This window comes from Pedobacter sp. AC379 (assembly GCF_979258145.1).
Window position 1 is genome coordinate 5912616 of sequence record NZ_OZ409839.1, and the last position, 16377, is coordinate 5928992.

13 protein-coding genes are annotated in these 16377 nt (G+C 37.6%); 12 read left to right on the plus strand and 1 reads right to left on the minus strand.

From position 1 onward, the window contains the following. Nucleotides 1-4: 4 nt before the first annotated feature. The 8 genes from ACZZZW_RS25460 to ACZZZW_RS25495 all read left to right on the plus strand — a co-directional run bounded on the left by ACZZZW_RS25460 (nt 5) and on the right by ACZZZW_RS25495 (nt 12308). Nucleotides 5-3223 (plus strand): UvrD-helicase domain-containing protein, encoded by a 3219-nt coding sequence (locus ACZZZW_RS25460; RefSeq protein WP_082458875.1) that lies wholly within the window; start codon nt 5-7, stop codon nt 3221-3223. A 7-nt stretch (nt 3224-3230) separates the two neighbouring features. After that, nucleotides 3231-6086 (plus strand): PD-(D/E)XK nuclease family protein, encoded by a 2856-nt coding sequence (locus ACZZZW_RS25465; protein WP_463497656.1) that lies wholly within the window; start codon nt 3231-3233, stop codon nt 6084-6086. Nucleotides 6087-6471: 385 nt separating this feature from the next. Continuing rightward, nucleotides 6472-7029 (plus strand): GNAT family N-acetyltransferase, encoded by a 558-nt coding sequence (locus ACZZZW_RS25470; protein ID WP_055913256.1) that lies wholly within the window; start codon nt 6472-6474, stop codon nt 7027-7029. Between the two features lie 24 nt (nt 7030-7053). Next, nucleotides 7054-7410: a bleomycin resistance protein gene (locus ACZZZW_RS25475; RefSeq protein WP_055913260.1), complete on the plus strand. Its 357-nt coding sequence runs from the start codon at nt 7054-7056 to the stop codon at nt 7408-7410. A gap of 196 nt (nt 7411-7606) precedes the next feature. Continuing rightward, nucleotides 7607-8593 carry a pyruvate dehydrogenase complex E1 component subunit beta gene (locus tag ACZZZW_RS25480; RefSeq protein WP_055913263.1) on the plus strand — a complete coding sequence of 329 codons (987 nt, stop codon included), beginning with the start codon at nt 7607-7609 and terminating at the stop codon, nt 8591-8593. 320 nt (nt 8594-8913) lie between these two features. Next, nucleotides 8914-9489 (plus strand): pentapeptide repeat-containing protein, encoded by a 576-nt coding sequence (locus tag ACZZZW_RS25485; RefSeq protein WP_055913266.1) that lies wholly within the window; start codon nt 8914-8916, stop codon nt 9487-9489. A gap of 33 nt (nt 9490-9522) precedes the next feature. Further along, nucleotides 9523-9891, plus strand: coding sequence for an iron chaperone (locus ACZZZW_RS25490; RefSeq protein ID WP_463497661.1), 369 nt, complete (start codon nt 9523-9525; stop codon nt 9889-9891). A gap of 125 nt (nt 9892-10016) precedes the next feature. Next, a complete protein-coding gene (locus ACZZZW_RS25495) occupies nt 10017-12308 on the plus strand; it encodes a Tex family protein (protein ID WP_055913272.1) in 2292 nt (763 codons plus the stop codon). 90 nt (nt 12309-12398) lie between these two features. Here the strand turns inward: ACZZZW_RS25495 and ACZZZW_RS25500 are convergent, their stop codons facing one another. Beyond that, entirely contained in the window at nt 12399-13487 is a 1089-nt protein-coding gene (locus ACZZZW_RS25500; protein ID WP_055913274.1) for a mechanosensitive ion channel family protein, read from the minus strand. Nucleotides 13488-13630: 143 nt separating this feature from the next. On the opposite strand from ACZZZW_RS25500, the gene pnuC reads away from it, so the two are divergent. The 4 genes from pnuC (at nt 13631) to rpsB (ending at nt 16250) form a co-directional block, all read left to right on the plus strand. After that, entirely contained in the window at nt 13631-14293 is a 663-nt protein-coding gene (pnuC, locus tag ACZZZW_RS25505) for a nicotinamide riboside transporter PnuC (RefSeq protein ID WP_055913278.1), read from the plus strand. Between the two features lie 244 nt (nt 14294-14537). Next, nucleotides 14538-14981, plus strand: coding sequence for a 50S ribosomal protein L13 (gene rplM, locus ACZZZW_RS25510; protein WP_010602007.1), 444 nt, complete (start codon nt 14538-14540; stop codon nt 14979-14981). Between the two features lie 3 nt (nt 14982-14984). Then, nucleotides 14985-15371, plus strand: coding sequence for a 30S ribosomal protein S9 (rpsI, locus tag ACZZZW_RS25515; RefSeq protein ID WP_055913282.1), 387 nt, complete (start codon nt 14985-14987; stop codon nt 15369-15371). 18 nt (nt 15372-15389) lie between these two features. Then, entirely contained in the window at nt 15390-16250 is an 861-nt protein-coding gene (gene rpsB / locus ACZZZW_RS25520) for a 30S ribosomal protein S2 (protein ID WP_055913285.1), read from the plus strand. Nucleotides 16251-16377: the final 127 nt, after the last annotated feature.

Below are 16377 nucleotides of genomic sequence, written 5' to 3' on the forward strand. Positions count from 1 at the left end.
AAATATGCCCCAACCCCTTAAAATTCTTCAGGCCTCTGCAGGTTCCGGTAAAACATTCAGTCTTACCGCACATTACCTTACCCTGCTTTTTAGTGGAGAAAATAAATACCGTGAAATTTTAGCAGTAACTTTTACCAATAAAGCTACTGAAGAAATGAAAACCAGAATCCTGGAGGTTCTGCTTGGACTGGCAAAAGGTAATCCTTCGCAAAAGATAGAGGACTACAGAAAATTGATTTTAACAGCTTATCCGGTACTAAGTGCACAGGAACTACAATTTAAAGCAGATAAAATTTACCGTAAAATCCTGCACGATTACAGCCGCTTCTCGGTGAGTACCATTGATGGTTTTGTGCAAAAGGTAATCCGTGGTTTTGCTTTCGAGCTTGGCCTCAATGCCGATTATAATTTGGAAATGAATTATGATAAAGTTAAGGATGACCTTGTAAATAAACTAGATGAAGCTTTAGACCATAATAAACAGCTTTTACAATGGATTATTGATCTGGCTATCGAACGCATCAGTGATAACAAGAGCTGGAATTATAAATTCGAACTTTATAATCTGATCGGAGAGATATTTTCTGAGCGGTTTCAGATTTTCGAAGATGCGGTAAGTACACTTGGATTGGAAAACGTTGATGAACTTTTTAAAAAATACATCAGTGTTACCAAATCAGAAATTAAAAACTTCGAAGATGAATTGATTGCTCTGGCAACCGAAGCCAATGAAGCATTAAATGTAATCGGTGTAGAAACAGAACACCTGAAAGGAAAATCGCGAAGTGCACTTGCCAAAATTATTTTGGTTGCAAGGGGCGATTTTTCTAAGATAGAACCTCTTTTCAATTTAATCGATCAACCTGAGGAATGGTTTCAAAAAAACGTAAGTTTTCCAGAGGCATATGATACAGTTAATCCAATACTTCAAAAATTAAAAACGCATTATTTAACACATTTACCAAATTACAGTTTGGCGGTTGCTTTTAACAAAAACCTTTATTATTTAAGGTTAATGCAGGAAATCGCAGTCTTACTGAAAGAATACCGGGCCGAAAATGATAATCTACTCATCAGCGATGCCCAAAAACTGATTTCCGGAATTACCGAAGATGCAGGCGATAATCCTTCATTCATCTGGGAAAAAGTAGGCAACCGTTACCGCAATTTCTTATTTGATGAATTTCAGGATACCTCTACCAGCCAGTGGGGAAGTTTTAAATCGCTTTTAACAAATGCGATGGCTACCCCCAGTCAGGATTTGATTGATCACCTTATAGTTGGCGATACCAAACAATCGATTTACCGATGGCGCAATGGCGACTGGAATATCCTCCACAAACATGCTAAACTTGATGTTGGTGCAGAAAATGTATTAGAAGAAAGTTTGGAAGAAAACTACAGAAGTGCCGAGAACGTCATTACTTTTAACAATTTTCTTTACAAAGCGATCCCCCTTACTTTGCAGAATGAGTTGAATGAAAACCTTTCCACCAAACCTGAAAGTATTTCCAAATGGTGGCAAGACCAACATTACCAACAAATTATTACAGACATTTACAGTGGCTCGACTCAAAATTTTGCCACCAACACTTTGAAGGGCGGAACCATCAAAATTAAAAAATTTGGAAAAGACCACGCGCCTAATGAAGCCCGTTTTACTGAAACCGTTTTCAGGGATATCGCTTTGGATGATCTTGTTGAAGAAATAAAATACCTCAAAGATGAGCAGCAGTATGCGCTAAAAGATATCGCTATATTGGTACGCTCCAATAGTGAGGCCTTATTAACAGTTAAAAAATTAATGGGCCATAACTTACCTGTTTTATCGGGCGATGCGCTATTGATCTCCAACAATTCAGCAATACAGCTTATCATTAATACTTTAAAAGTACTGATCGGTTTAGAAACCCAAACTGCACTTTATAAAGCCAATTGCATTGCGCTGTATCATTCATTACATGATAAAGAGATTGATGCCAATTATTACTTGAATCTTAATAGCAAGCCTTTACATACACTCACTTCAGTTTTACCAGTAGCATTATGCGAAAACTGGCAAAGTTGGTTACAGCTCCCTCTGCCTGAGCTGGTAGAAATTTTAATCGAAAATTATGGTTTAAAAAGCTTAACCGCTAATCTCCCATACCTGTTGGCTTTTAGAGACCTGACCGCATCGGCAGGAAAACTTGGCGAAAAAGGTATCATATCTTTTTTGACCTGGTGGGAAGAAGACGGTATCAAAAAATCGCTACCCTCTCCAGAAGGTGCAGATGCCATACAAATCATTACCATACATAAATCTAAAGGACTCGCTTTCAGGGCAGTATTCGTCCCTTTTTGCAACTGGGAAATTAAAGGTAAACCGAATGGCACTTTTTGGGTATCTTCTGAAGAAACCGTTTATAAAGAACTAAAAGGCATTCCCCTTAAATACAATGAGGCCTTAGCCGATTCGGCAATTGCAAAAGCCTATTACGAAGAGCTGTTGTACAATAATATGGATGCCTTAAACATGCTGTATGTGGCAACTACCCGCGCTAAAGATTATTTGTACATCGCCACGATGGCAAAAAAAGAATTAAAGCTCTCCAATATGGGCGATGTGATAAATTTTACTTTTGATGAGCAGTTTGATGAAAACGGAGTTTACGAAATTGTTGATTACGTAAACACTGAAAATAAAGTTGAAGAATCAAATTTCATTAACTTAAAATCTTATCCAACCACTACCCGTTTATCAGAACTTTATATTCCTTCAGAAGATAAACACCTGAAACATTTGCTCAACATCGAAAAATCAGGAAGAAAAGGTTCTTTATTACATGATATCCTGGCCAGTGCAAGCACTGAAAAAGAAGTTGATGTGTATACAACCAACCTGGTTTTACAGGGAATCATTAAAGAAGATGAAAAGCAAAAACTAATTGGTTCAGCACTTGAGGTATTGAATAATCCCGAACTTCAAGCGATTTTAGGCAAAGCAAGCGAAAGCATTGTTGAGAAAAATATCATCGATGCCAATGGTAAACTACACCGCCCCGATCGCGTTTTGATCAATGCAGATGAAGTAATCATTCTTGATTATAAATTTACTTTAGAGGAAAGCGACAAACACATCGAACAGGTAAATAGCTACAAAACATTGCTTTCAGAGATGGGCTATCAGAATATCAAAACCTATCTTTTCTACGCGGTTAAAGGCAAGTTGAAATTAGTATAATATGCAGATGAAACCATTTTTACAAGAAGTTGCCGAAGATTTAGTAACCAGATTTGGAAACCAGCTGGAAAGCTGTGCCATTGTTTTTAACAATAAACGTCCGGCAGCGTATTTGCAGAAACACTTTGCAGATATTATTGGCAAACCTTTTTTCAGTCCATCTTTTTTTACCATACAAGAATTTTTTGCCAGCTCTACCAGTTATAAAATAGCTGATTTTTACCTTCAGTTTTTCACCCTGCACCGTATCTACAACCAACTGCTCGCAGAAGAAAAACTGGAAAACATTTCGAGTCATAAGTTTTTCCCACTGGCCAAAATCATCTTAAGCGATTTTAACCAGATTGATGCCGATCTGGTTGATGCAGAAAAATTATACCGCGATTTAGAAGATATTTCAGTTATCAACAAAGACTTCGATTATTTAAGCCCTGAACAATATGAGTTTCTTTCCCAGTTCTGGACGTCCTATTCAGAAGGAAAACATAAAAAACAGCAGGAGCTTTTCATCAAAATGTGGCGTAGAATGCCCAAGCTTTACCATAAATTTCACGCAACACTTAAAAATCAGGGCTATTTAACCAACGGTTCCGTTTACCGGTACCTGGCTGATGATATTACCAACCACCAGGAATTCATTTCAAATTTTGATAAAGGCAAAATCATTTTTGTTGGTTTTAATGCTTTGAGTAGCGCGGAAGCAAAAATATTTACCCAATTACAGGAGGCAGGAAAAGCATTATTTTATTTTGATGCCGATACTTATTATTTGGATGATGTATCGCAAGAGGCAGGATTATTTTTGCGCAAAAACATCAACTTACTCGGTCTGAAGAATGAATTTGCCGAGCAGGAAAGTTTAATGAAAACCGCAGCACACCAGGTGAATGTTTTTAAAGTTCAGGGGCAATCGGCACAGGCTAAAATTTTGAACAATATTTTAGAGGATGATTATACCAATGCTGAAACTGTAGGTAAAACAGTGGTGGTTTTAGCGGATGAAAGTTTGTTGATTCCAACTTTACAGACCATCCCAACTATATTCAACGGAAAAGAAATCGATCTTAACGTTACCATGGGTTTCGCCCTCTCTACTTCCAGTATTTTCGGTCTGGTAGATTTATGGCTTACCAGTCAGCTTGAAATATTGCAACGCGATAAAGTAACCTATAGAAATGTTGAGGCTTTTTTAACGCATCCTTTAACCGGACTTACACAAAAAATGCGCGATAAAATCCTGACTGCATTACTGGAAGAAAATGAAGTGGAAATTGACCACAAAAGATTATTGCGCCAAAGTGGGTTATTTGAAACTTTTTACAGAAAGATTGATGATCCGCAGCATGTGGTAAGCAATTTACGCGACGTGCTTGATTATGTTTTAACCCGTTTATCAAATGCAAAAACGCTCAAAAAAATAGATGCCGAACTATTTGTAAAAACCATTCAGGAGTTAAACAGATTGCATGATACTTTTAGCAACCATATCGGTAAAGAGGAAATTCCTTTTGTAATTTATCTGGTTCAAAAATCGTTGCAGGCCATTGCCGTTCCGCTTTCGGGCGATCCGTTAAACGGCATTCAGGTAATGGGATTACTCGAAACCAGAAATTTAAACTTCGATAAAGTGGTGATTTTAGGTTTTAATGAAGGTATTATCCCGAAATCATCTATCGGCAACAGCTTTATTCCAGATTCAATCCGTCGCGTTTACGGCCTTCCTGTACTCGAAAATTTAGATGCCATTTCATCCTATATGGTGTACCGTCTATTACAGCGGGCCAAGAATATCAATTTTATCTATAACAGCTTAACAGATGAATCCACATCAGGAGAGGCGAGCAGAATATTAAAGCAGTTAGAGTACGAAAGTGGTTTCGAGTTTACCTACAATGAGCTTAATTTGGAGGTTAAAACTGAAGCATTTAAAGACGTAAAGATCGAAAAAACCAATAAAGCTTTTATACAGGAAACCTTACAAAAATACCTCGACAAAAAGAAAGTGCTCTCACCATCGGCACTTACGCAATATATTTCCAATCCGATAGATTTTTTCTTTAACTATATCGCAGGCATAAAAGAGCCAAAAGAAGTTAGTGCAGTTGTTGAAGCAAATGAAATAGGCTCTATTTTACACAAGGTGATGGAGTACTTTTATGAAGATTTAAGGTCAGCAGAAATTACAGCAGACCGGATTAAGGATAAACGAAAAAAAGTTCCGGCTTTAATACAAAGGGCATTTAATGCTGTGATGTTCAAAAATCCTGATAAGGTAATGGAATATAAGGGGATGCAAAAGGTAATTTTATCAATTGTAGATGCTTATGTAAACATTATTTTGAATCAGGATGAAGCACAAACCCCTTTTACCATTATAAGTCTCGAACAAAAAGTAGAAGCCGAAATCAGTTTCCCCCTAAGAGGAAAAGAAGCCAGCGTTAAAATTTTTGGTTTTATTGATCGTGTTGATGTGAAAGATGGTGTTACCAAAATAATTGATTACAAAACAGGAAGCGATAAACTCACTTTTAAGGATATCCCTGAACTATTCAATTCGGATGGGAAACATATAAATAAAGCCTTAATTCAAACTTTGTTATATACATATGCTTACGAACAATTTTCGGGCAGGACGTTTGTAGAACCAAATTTGTACGTAGTTAAAACGATGAGTGTAGATGGCGTTTGGTTTAAATCAGGAAGGCAAAATCTTTCAGGAGCATATCTGGAGGAAATTAAACCGGAATTTTTAGCTGAACTGAGGAAAAAGCTAACAGAACTTTTCGAAGCTCCCTATTTTGTGGCCAGCGCAGTTGAAGATAATTATAAGTATTCTCTATATAAAACTCTGTTTGGAAAATAGTTTCAACCGCAAAGAAATAAAATAAATCGCAAAGTGCGCTAAGTGCTTAGTAAAATAACCTCAGAGGGTACAGAGTTTTTCACAGAGGTAATGGAGAAGAAAAATTGCTAAACAATTAACTCGGTGTGCTCAGTGCATTTTCCTCTGTTTTCTTTGTGGTTAAAACCGTAGCGGCTATGCTGCTTCATACACTTAATATTTATTTTCCAACAAACCCAAAAAGAATGGTTGGAGGGGATGATTTACCACAGTACTAAGAGCTGGAGTGAAAAATATCAACTTCGTGTCCTCCTTGAAAATCGCCGAATGCGCTGTGATGAAACAAAACTTTGTGTTCTTTGCGAAAAACTTTGCGTGCTTTGCGGTTAATCTCTTAAATTTAAAAATGCTAACCTTAAATTTTGCAAATTTCCCCATTCTTGAAACCGAGCGTTTAATCCTGCGCGAACATGATCTTACCGATGCCGAAGCTCTTTTTGCCATGCGCACCAATGAAACGGTAATGAAATATATAGACAGGGAGAGACCAAAAGATATTTTTGAGATCAAAGATTTTATCTCCCGCTTCAGAAACGGCTACGAAAATGGAGATAACCTTGCCTGGGTAATTGCTTTGAAAGAGAAACCACAGGAAATGATTGGCTCTGTTGGTTACTGGCGAACAGACTTTGCCAACCATAGGGCCGAAATGGGCTATATGCTTCATCCGGATTATTGGCGGAAGGGCATAATTTCCGAGGCACTAAAAAGATCAATTGCTTTTGGTTTCGATGATATGAATCTACATACCATCAGTGCAAATATCAACGTCGAAAATGATGCTTCAAGGCAGATGTTAATCAAACATGGCTTTGTAAAAGAAGCACATTTTAAACAGGATTATTATTTTAGAGGCCAGTTCCTTGACAGCGAAATCTATGGCTTGTTAAATCCCAATCACTAAATTTATATCAATAGTTATAATAAAATGCTTAAAACTGCCACACCAATACTCGCCTCATTAAATGCAGAAGAAACCATAAAATTCTATACAGAAAAATTTGGCTTTACTTTCCACAACAACTGGGATGGTTACCTTATTTTCAGTAAAGATGATATCAGCATACATCTTTGGCCAACCGATGATGAAAGTATCCCTAAAAATACTGGTTGTTATATCTATGTTACAGCAGTTGACGAACTTTATGCCGAGTATACCAACCAAGGCATAATTCATCCGAACGGAAAATTAAAAAATATGCCTTGGGGCATGCGGCAATTTTCAACTTTAGATAATAATGGCAATATTATCCATTTTGGAGAAGATATTTCGAAAAATCCTTAGGCTTTAATACAATCGGTTAATCAAAAACACAATAACCCAATATTATTTCTTCATTTACGGAATAAACAGAAAACGACTTATTAAAACAGCTAAATAATTAATCAAATTGCCTATAATTATTACAAAACATAGGCATTTTAGCCTTTGGTTTCAAAGCGATTAATAATTATATTTGCCACCGTTATTAAAATTTACAATGAGAGAAATCCAATTTAGAGAAGCACTACGCGAAGCCATGAGCGAAGAAATGCGTAAAGATGACCGCGTTTTTTTATTAGGTGAAGAAGTAGCAGAATATAACGGTGCGTACAAAGTAAGTCAGGGTATGCTTGATGAATTTGGTGCGAAACGCATTATCGATACCCCGATTGCCGAATTAGGTTTCGCAGGTATTGCAACTGGTGCCGCAACAGCAGGCCTTATTCCAATTGTGGAATTTATGACCTTTAACTTCTCATTAGTAGCTATCGATCAGATTATTAATGGTGCTGCTAAAATTTTATCAATGAGCGGTGGTCAGTTCTCATGCCCTATGGTTTTCCGCGGCCCAACAGGTAACGCAGGTCAGTTAGGTGCACAACACTCTCAAAACTTTGAAAACTGGTTTGCAAACACTCCAGGATTAAAAGTGGTGGTTCCGGCTACACCTTACGATGCAAAAGGATTATTAAAACAATCAATTATAGATCAGGATCCGGTTATTTTTATGGAATCTGAAGTAATGTATGGCGATAAAGGCGATGTTCCTGCAGAAGAATACTATATCGAATTAGGAAAGGCAAATGTAACAAAAGAAGGTACTGATGTAACCATCGTAACTTTTGGTAAAATGTTAACTCGCGTTGTAAACCCTGCTGTAGAAGAATTAACTAAAGAAGGAATTAATGTTGAAGTTATCGATTTACGTACTGTACGTCCTATCGATTACGATACCATCATCGCTTCTGTTAAGAAAACAAACCGTTTGGTTGTTGTAGAAGAGGCATGGCCTTTGGCATCTCTTTCAGGAGAGATTGCTTTCATGGTTCAAAAACATGCATTCGATTATTTAGATGCACCAGTTTTACGTATTACCTGTGCCGATGTTCCACTTCCATACTCGCCAACTCTAATCGCTGCAAGCTTACCAAATGCTGAACGCGTGGTTAAAGCAGTAAAAGAAGTAATGTACGTTAAAAAATAAAATTGACTGTCTGCGCATAGTCGAAGACCAAAAACATATAAATCCTCCAAAGCAATTTGGGGGATTTTTTTATTTCCCCTTTTCCGTGTCCTCTGTGTTTCCTTGGTAAGTATTCGAAAATTTATGTTCAGTAATCCTTCGTCGCTATTGCGAGGAGGGGGAATGATGAGGAAATCTTTCCTTTAGAACACACCAAAAAGTATTTCCATTTCTGTCGGGTTTAGTTAACCCTATCTTTATAAGAAATACAATTCAGTTTCCTGCTCAGCGCCATAAAACCGCACTTAATTTTTATATTCGTTGTAAAATATATTCCCTATATGCCCGAAAACTACATAGCCGACCAAACATTCGAAAAAGCCGATTTTACCATACGGGCACTCCCAAAAGCAGAATACGAAAACTGTAAATTCATCAACTGCAATTTCTCCGGGTCTGATTTAAGTGGTGTGAAGTTTTTAGACTGCGAATATATTTCCTGCAATTTAAGTTTAGCAAGCCTAACCAAAACTGCTTTAATTGATGTCTGTTTTCAGGATTGCAAAATGCTGGGCTTAAGGTTCGAAAACTGCAACGATTTTGGTTTGGCATTCAGCTTTAACAACTGCAAACTGGACCATTCCTCTTTTTATAAATTAAAACTAAAGAAAACGGCTTTTAAAAATTCACAGTTGCATGAAGTCGATTTTTCTGAAAGTGATTTAGCAAACGCAACTTTTGAGAATTGCGATTTATTAAATGCTACTTTTGATAGGACTATCCTCGAAAAAGCAGATTTCAAAACAGCTTACAATTATTCCATAGATCCGGATAACAACAGGATCAAAAAAGCAAAATTTTCAAAATCAGGACTTGCAGGGTTATTGCACAAATACGATATACAGATTAGCGAATAATATTTGTAAATTCACCTTGCAAAACCATTAGATATGGATCAGCCTAAACCAGAAAATATTGATCAATATATCGCGGGTTTCCCTGCTGAAACGCAAAAGTTATTGCAAAAGGTTCGTGAAACCATCCGCCAGGCAGCACCAGATGCTAAAGAAGTAATCAGGTATGGCATGCCTGCATTCAAACAGAACAAGGTATTGGTTTACTTTGCAGGATATGCCAAGCATATTGGCTTTTACCCCACCGGATCAGGAATTGAAGCCTTTCAACATGAGTTTAACAGTTATAAATGGAGTAAAGGAGCTATTCAATTTCCTTTAAACAAGCCCTTGCCTATGGATCTCATTGCCAGGATTACCAAGTTTAAAGCAGAAAGAGATTTAAAGAAATTTAAACAGAAATGACGTAATGCAGTTAGCTTTTCCCTCAAAAACTTACTCACAAAATTCGGTGGAAAACTTCATTTTAAAAATCCAGAAATCCCGTAAATCCTCATTAGCTTTGCTTCCTTTAATTTTACCATCAGCATATGTTAACCCACCATAAAATTATTGCAGCCGAATTAAAAGTTGCAGAAAAACAAGTAACCGCCACCATAAATCTGTTAGATGAAGGTGCAACAGTACCCTTTATTTCACGTTATCGTAAAGAGGCAACAGGAAGTTTGGATGAGGTTGAGGTAGCAGCAATCCGCGATCGGGTTTTGCAGTTGCGCGATTTAGATAAACGCCGTGAAGCTATTCTGAAATCCATGACTGACCTGGGAAAGTTAACCCCCGAACTGGAAAAAAAGATCAATGAAGCCGAAACCATCTCTCTTTTAGAAGATATTTACCTGCCATATAAACCAAAACGTAAAACACGTGCATCGGTGGCAAAAGAAAAAGGACTGGAGCCTTTGGCCTTACAAATATTTGAACAAAACAATTTTGATTTAAATCTAGCGGCAGATAAATTTACAGATGCTGAAAAAGGCGTAAACTCTTTAGATGAGGCATTGGCCGGCGCAAGGGATATTATTGCTGAAATGATATCTGAAAATGTTGAAGCCCGCACCAAAATGCGTACTTACTTTCAGGAGAAAGCTGTTTTTAAATCAGAAGTAATTAAAGGAAAAGAAGAAGAAGGTATTAAATACAAAGATTACTTCGAATGGAACGAGCCTGTTAAAACAGCTGCATCTCACCGCGTATTAGCAATGCGCCGTGGCGAAAAAGAACTTATTTTACGGTTAGATGCGCTCCCGCCCGCGGAAGATGCCCTGACTATTTTGGAAAACCAATTTGTTTTAAGCAACAATGCAGCTTCGAAGCAGGTGCAACAAGCTTTGGAAGATGGTTATAAACGTTTGTTGGAACCCGCAATGGAAACTGAACTTCGTGTGTTAACCAAACAGAAGGCAGATGAAGAAGCGATCCGTGTTTTTGCAGAAAATGCTCGTCAATTGTTATTGGCGGCACCAATGGGGCAAAAAAATGTGCTTGCTATCGATCCTGGTTTCCGTACGGGTTGTAAAGTAGTTTGTTTAGATAAACAAGGTCAACTTTTAGAAAACACAGCAATTTACCCGCACACCGGGCAGGGAAATGTGAAAAATGCCGAATTCACCATTCAACAACTTTGCGAAAAACACAATGTAGAAGCGATTGCCATTGGTAACGGAACAGCAGGAAGAGAAACCGAAGCCTTTGTACGTGCATTGAATTTGCCACATATTACCATTGTTATGGTTAATGAAAGTGGTGCGTCAATTTATTCCGCTTCAGAAGTGGCCAGAGAGGAATTTCCGACGCAGGATATTACCGTGCGCGGTGCCGTTTCAATCGGTCGCCGTTTAATGGATCCATTGGCAGAACTTGTAAAAATTGATCCAAAATCCATAGGTGTTGGTCAATATCAACATGATGTTGATCAGAATAAACTACAGGCGAGTTTAGATGATACTGTAATAAGTGCTGTAAATGCGGTTGGTGTAGAATTAAACACAGCCTCTAAACAAATTTTGGCTTACGTTTCGGGCCTAGGGCCAACTTTGGCACAGAATATTGTTGATTATAGAAATACCCACGGTGCTTTTAAAAACCGCGAAAGCCTTAAAAAAGTACCTCGTTTAGGCGACAAGGCTTACGAACAGGCAGCAGGGTTTTTACGCATCCGCAATGCAGAAAATGTTTTGGATACAAGCGGTGTTCACCCCGAGCGTTACACAGTGGTTGATGAAATGGCAAAGGATCTGGGCACTACCGTTTCCGCTTTAATGAAAGATACGCAACTGCAAAAGCAGATTAAACCACAGCAGTACGTAACCGATGAAATTGGCTTACCTACATTAACGGATATATTAAAAGAACTGGCAAAACCGGGCCGCGATCCACGTGAGCAATTTGAAGCCTTTAGTTTTACCGATGGCGTTAATGAAATTTCAGATTTAAGAGTAGGCATGAAACTACCGGGAATTGTAACCAACATTACCAATTTCGGTGCCTTCGTTGATATTGGCGTACACCAGGATGGCTTAGTACATACCAGCCAATTGGCGAACCGTTTTGTGGCCAATCCTAACGATGTAGTAAAAGTGCATCAAAAGGTAGAAGTTACCGTAATGGAAGTTGATCCGGCCCGTAAAAGGATTTCCTTATCAATGAAAACGGAGACCGCCCCAAAGTCGGAAGTCCGGAGTCGTGACGCTAAAGAAAATAAACCAAAGCAAGAACATAAACCCAATCAAAGCAAGCCTAATTTCAAGCCGCGCAATGAGCCTAAAGATGCTGATGGCGATCTGCAAGAGAAATTAGCAAAGCTGAAAGGAATGTTTAAATAACCATTTTCAAAAAGATCGTCATTTCGGCTGAAACGCAGTGCTAACTTTAGGTAAAGAAATCTATCCAAAATCCCTTTGTAGATTTCTCCACTAAGGCCGAAATGACGATTTATCTTCATCCTTAAACTCCAATCTTTTCTTGGGTAAGCTTTCCGGATAATTATTTTGAATAAAAGCAATCATTGCCTCTCTCACATGGCAACGCAAATCAAAAGCTCTGGAAGAATTAGCAGCACTCATTAAAAATCGCACTTCAATAGCACCGTCTTTTGTACTATCTGTTACCTGCACTACATTTACGCGTTTGTCCCAAAGCGGATCTGCATTTAAAAGCCGGGTTAATTCTTGCCGCAATGGTTCGATAGGAATGGTATAATCAAGGTATAAAAACACTGTTCCAAGTAAATCAGCAGATACACGTGTCCAGTTTTGAAAAGGTTTCTCAATAAAATAAGTAATGGGCAAAATTAAGCGTCTCTGATCCCAGATATTAACCACTACATAAGTCAACGTTATTTCTTCAACTTTCCCCCACTCCCCCTCTACAATAACAACATCATCAATTCTGATCGGTTGCGTAAAAGCAATCTGAAACCCCGCCAATAAGTTTCCTAAAGATTTTTGAGCGGCAAAACCGATGATAATTCCACCAATGCCCACACCGGTAAGCAATCCAGCCCCTATTTTTCGCATACTCTCAAAACTAAGCAGAATAATAGCCGCTGTAATTAAAATGATCAGTGATACGATAAATTTTCTAACAAATTGTAACTGTGTACGGATTTTCCGTTCCTTAAGGTTGTTTTCTTTATTTAAATCATATTTCAGATAAAAATAATCTTCCAAAACATTAATTGACCTTACCAAAATCAGTGCAAAAGTAATGGTAAGCGAAATTTCCAGCATTTTAGTCAAAGGAAGACGGTATGCGGGTGTCATTTCCATTAAGGTTAATGAAAAATTAAGCAACAATAAGGGTATGAATACGGCAATCGGCCTTCTTAAATGTTTAATTATAGACTTAATTACAATAAAATCCCACCAGCGTGAAAGTAAAAGAAAGGTTTTATGGATGATAAATTTGATTAAAATTCCTAATAATACCGCTACTAAACCTATAATCAGGTTCTTCAAAAACAAAGGGATGGGATAACCGAAAATCTGGTCGATAGATTGCATAAACGAAATTTGTGGTTAAATACACGGCGATTAGCCATTGGATATACTTATAACAGCCATTTTTTTGGATTGTTTGCTGGTAGAAAACCTACACGTAAATAAATTATTTACTTTAGCTTTTTCTAGAAGCTTAAACCGCCAGGATGGAATTTTTCGATGCGCATAGTATTTTTTTTAGGGTTCTTGGCTATAACATGAGCTACCTGGAATTTTTCGCGGTAATAACAGGAATTATTTCAGTTGTGCTTTCTGCAAAAGCAAGTGTTTGGAGCTGGCCTGCAGGTATTGTTAACGTATTCTTATCTGCTTTTTTATATTACCAAAGTCAGCTTTATCCCGATATGTTTTTGATGGTTTTCTTTTTTGTAACCAACATTTTAGGTTGGTGGCGGTGGACTAATCCCAAACCAGGAGAAGAAGATAAGAATAAGGAACTCAGCATTAGTTTTATGCCCCTAAGGCAGTTTTTAATGTTGTTGGTTATCGGTATCGCCGGCACAATAATGATGGGTATGCTTGCAAGCCGGCTACACAATTGGCTTCCATTACTATTCAATTTACCAAGCGCTTACCCGTTTATTGATTCCTTTATTTTTGTGATGAGCGTAATTACCACTTTTTTAATGATCCAGAAGAGGATAGAGTGTTGGATCATCTGGCTGATTATTGATGTTGTGGCCACCTATTTATATTTCTTAAAAGGCATAAAATTTATGGGGGTTGAGTATTTGGTTTTTACCATTATTGCTGCTTTTGCTCTATGGCATTGGATAAGGGAATACCGGAGTTATACTAAAACGGCATAAACTTCTAACAAATACAAAAATTAGCATCAAGCCGATAATAACCAAAAAATCTCTGGCTTTACTTTTCACAACCTTAAAAAGATACAGCCTCTTAGCTACTGAAATAAATTCGGCGTGACGATCGCAAGGTAAAAACGTAAAACTTTTTTCAACCAACTATTTGATAATAAAAGTATTCTATCTATCTTTGCAGTCCCAAATTTAATGGGAATAATAAATTGTTTAATAAATTAAATACAAGCAAGTGAATACGTTAAGTTACAAAACTGTCTCGGCCAATGCGAAAACTGTTAACAAACAGTGGATTGTTGTTGATGCGCAAGGCGAGATTTTGGGGCGCTTGTCATCGAAGATCGCTATGATCATCCGTGGTAAAAACAAGCCTGAGTACACCCCACACGTAGATTGCGGCGATAACGTAATTGTTATCAATGCAGACAAGGTTAAATTGACAGGAAACAAATTCAGCGAAAAGCAATATGTTTCTTATACTGGTTATCCAGGTGGTCAGCGTTTTATTTCTCCTAAGGAGTTAATGGCGAAACACCCTCAACGTGTAATCGAGAAAGCGGTACGTGGTATGTTACCGAAAACTAAATTGGGTAAAAAACTTTACACCAATCTTTTTGTGTATGCTGGTGAAACTCACCCTCATGCAGCTCAATCTCCAAAAACCATTAAACTTTAAGAAATGTCAGTTACTAACACTTCAGGAAGAAGAAAAACAGCTGTTGCACGTATCTACTTAAAAGATGGTGCTGGCGCAATTACCGTTAACGGTAAAGATCACAAAGTATATTTCCCTACTTTACCTTTACAATATATCGTAAACCAAAGTTTAGAGGTTTCTGAACTTACAGGTCGTTATGATATCACTGTAAATGTTCAAGGCGGTGGAGTAAAAGGACAAGCAGAAGCTGTTCGTTTGGCTATTGCTAAAGCGATTGTTGAACTAGATGCGGAGAAAAAACCTGCATTACGTGCTAAAGGCCTAATGACGCGTGATATGCGTATGGTTGAGCGTAAGAAACCAGGACGTGCAAAAGCGCGTAAGAAATTCCAATTCAGTAAACGTTAATCACAGGAGGCAAAGACAATGGCAAGAACAACTTATCAAGACTTATTGGATGCAGGTGTACACTTTGGTCACCTTACCCGTAAATGGAATCCAAAAATGGCTCCTTACATTTTCATGGAGCGTAATGGAATTCACATTATAGATTTAAATAAAACTTTAACTAAAACTGAAGAAGCTGCGGCTGCGATTAAACAAATCGTAAAATCAGGACGTAAAGTATTATTCGTTTCTACTAAGAAACAAGCTAAAGGAATCGTAGCTGAACAAGCTAAAAAAGTAAACATGCCTTTCGTAACCGAGCGTTGGTTAGGTGGTATGTTAACCAACTTTGCTACTGTTCGTAAGTCAATCAAAAAGATGTCTAACATCGATAAAATGACTAAAGACGGTACTTATGCGATTTTATCTAAAAAAGAGCGTTTAATGATTCAACGTGAGCGTATTAAATTAGAATCACTTTTAGGTGGTATTGCTGATTTAAACCGTTTACCTGCAGCTTTATTCTTAATTGATGTTAAGAAAGAGCACATTGCAGTAACTGAAGCGTTAAAATTAAACATCCCAACTTTTGCGATGGTTGATACCAACTCTGATCCTTCTAACATCGATTTCCCTATTCCGGCGAATGATGATGCTACAAAATCAATCTCTTTAATTACTGATGTAATTATCAAAGCTATTGAAGAAGGTTTAGATGAGCGTAAACGCGAGAAAGATGATGAAGCTGAAAAAGAAGCAGTAGCAGCGAAAGTTGCAGCTGATGCTCCGGAAGCAAAAGAGCCAAGAGCAGCTGGTGAAAAAAGACCAACTACTAAAAAAGCTACTGCTGAGGCAGAAGTTGAAGCTCCTTCATCAGAAGAAACTAAAACAGAAGAATAGTAATATTTTTTAATTGCAGGTTACTGGTTTCAGGTTTTAAGTTGGCTTAACATGAGTTTAACTTAGCGCTTGTAACTTGTAACCTGTAATTGTTATAACAAGATTGTAAACTTTAAAAAAGGAAATA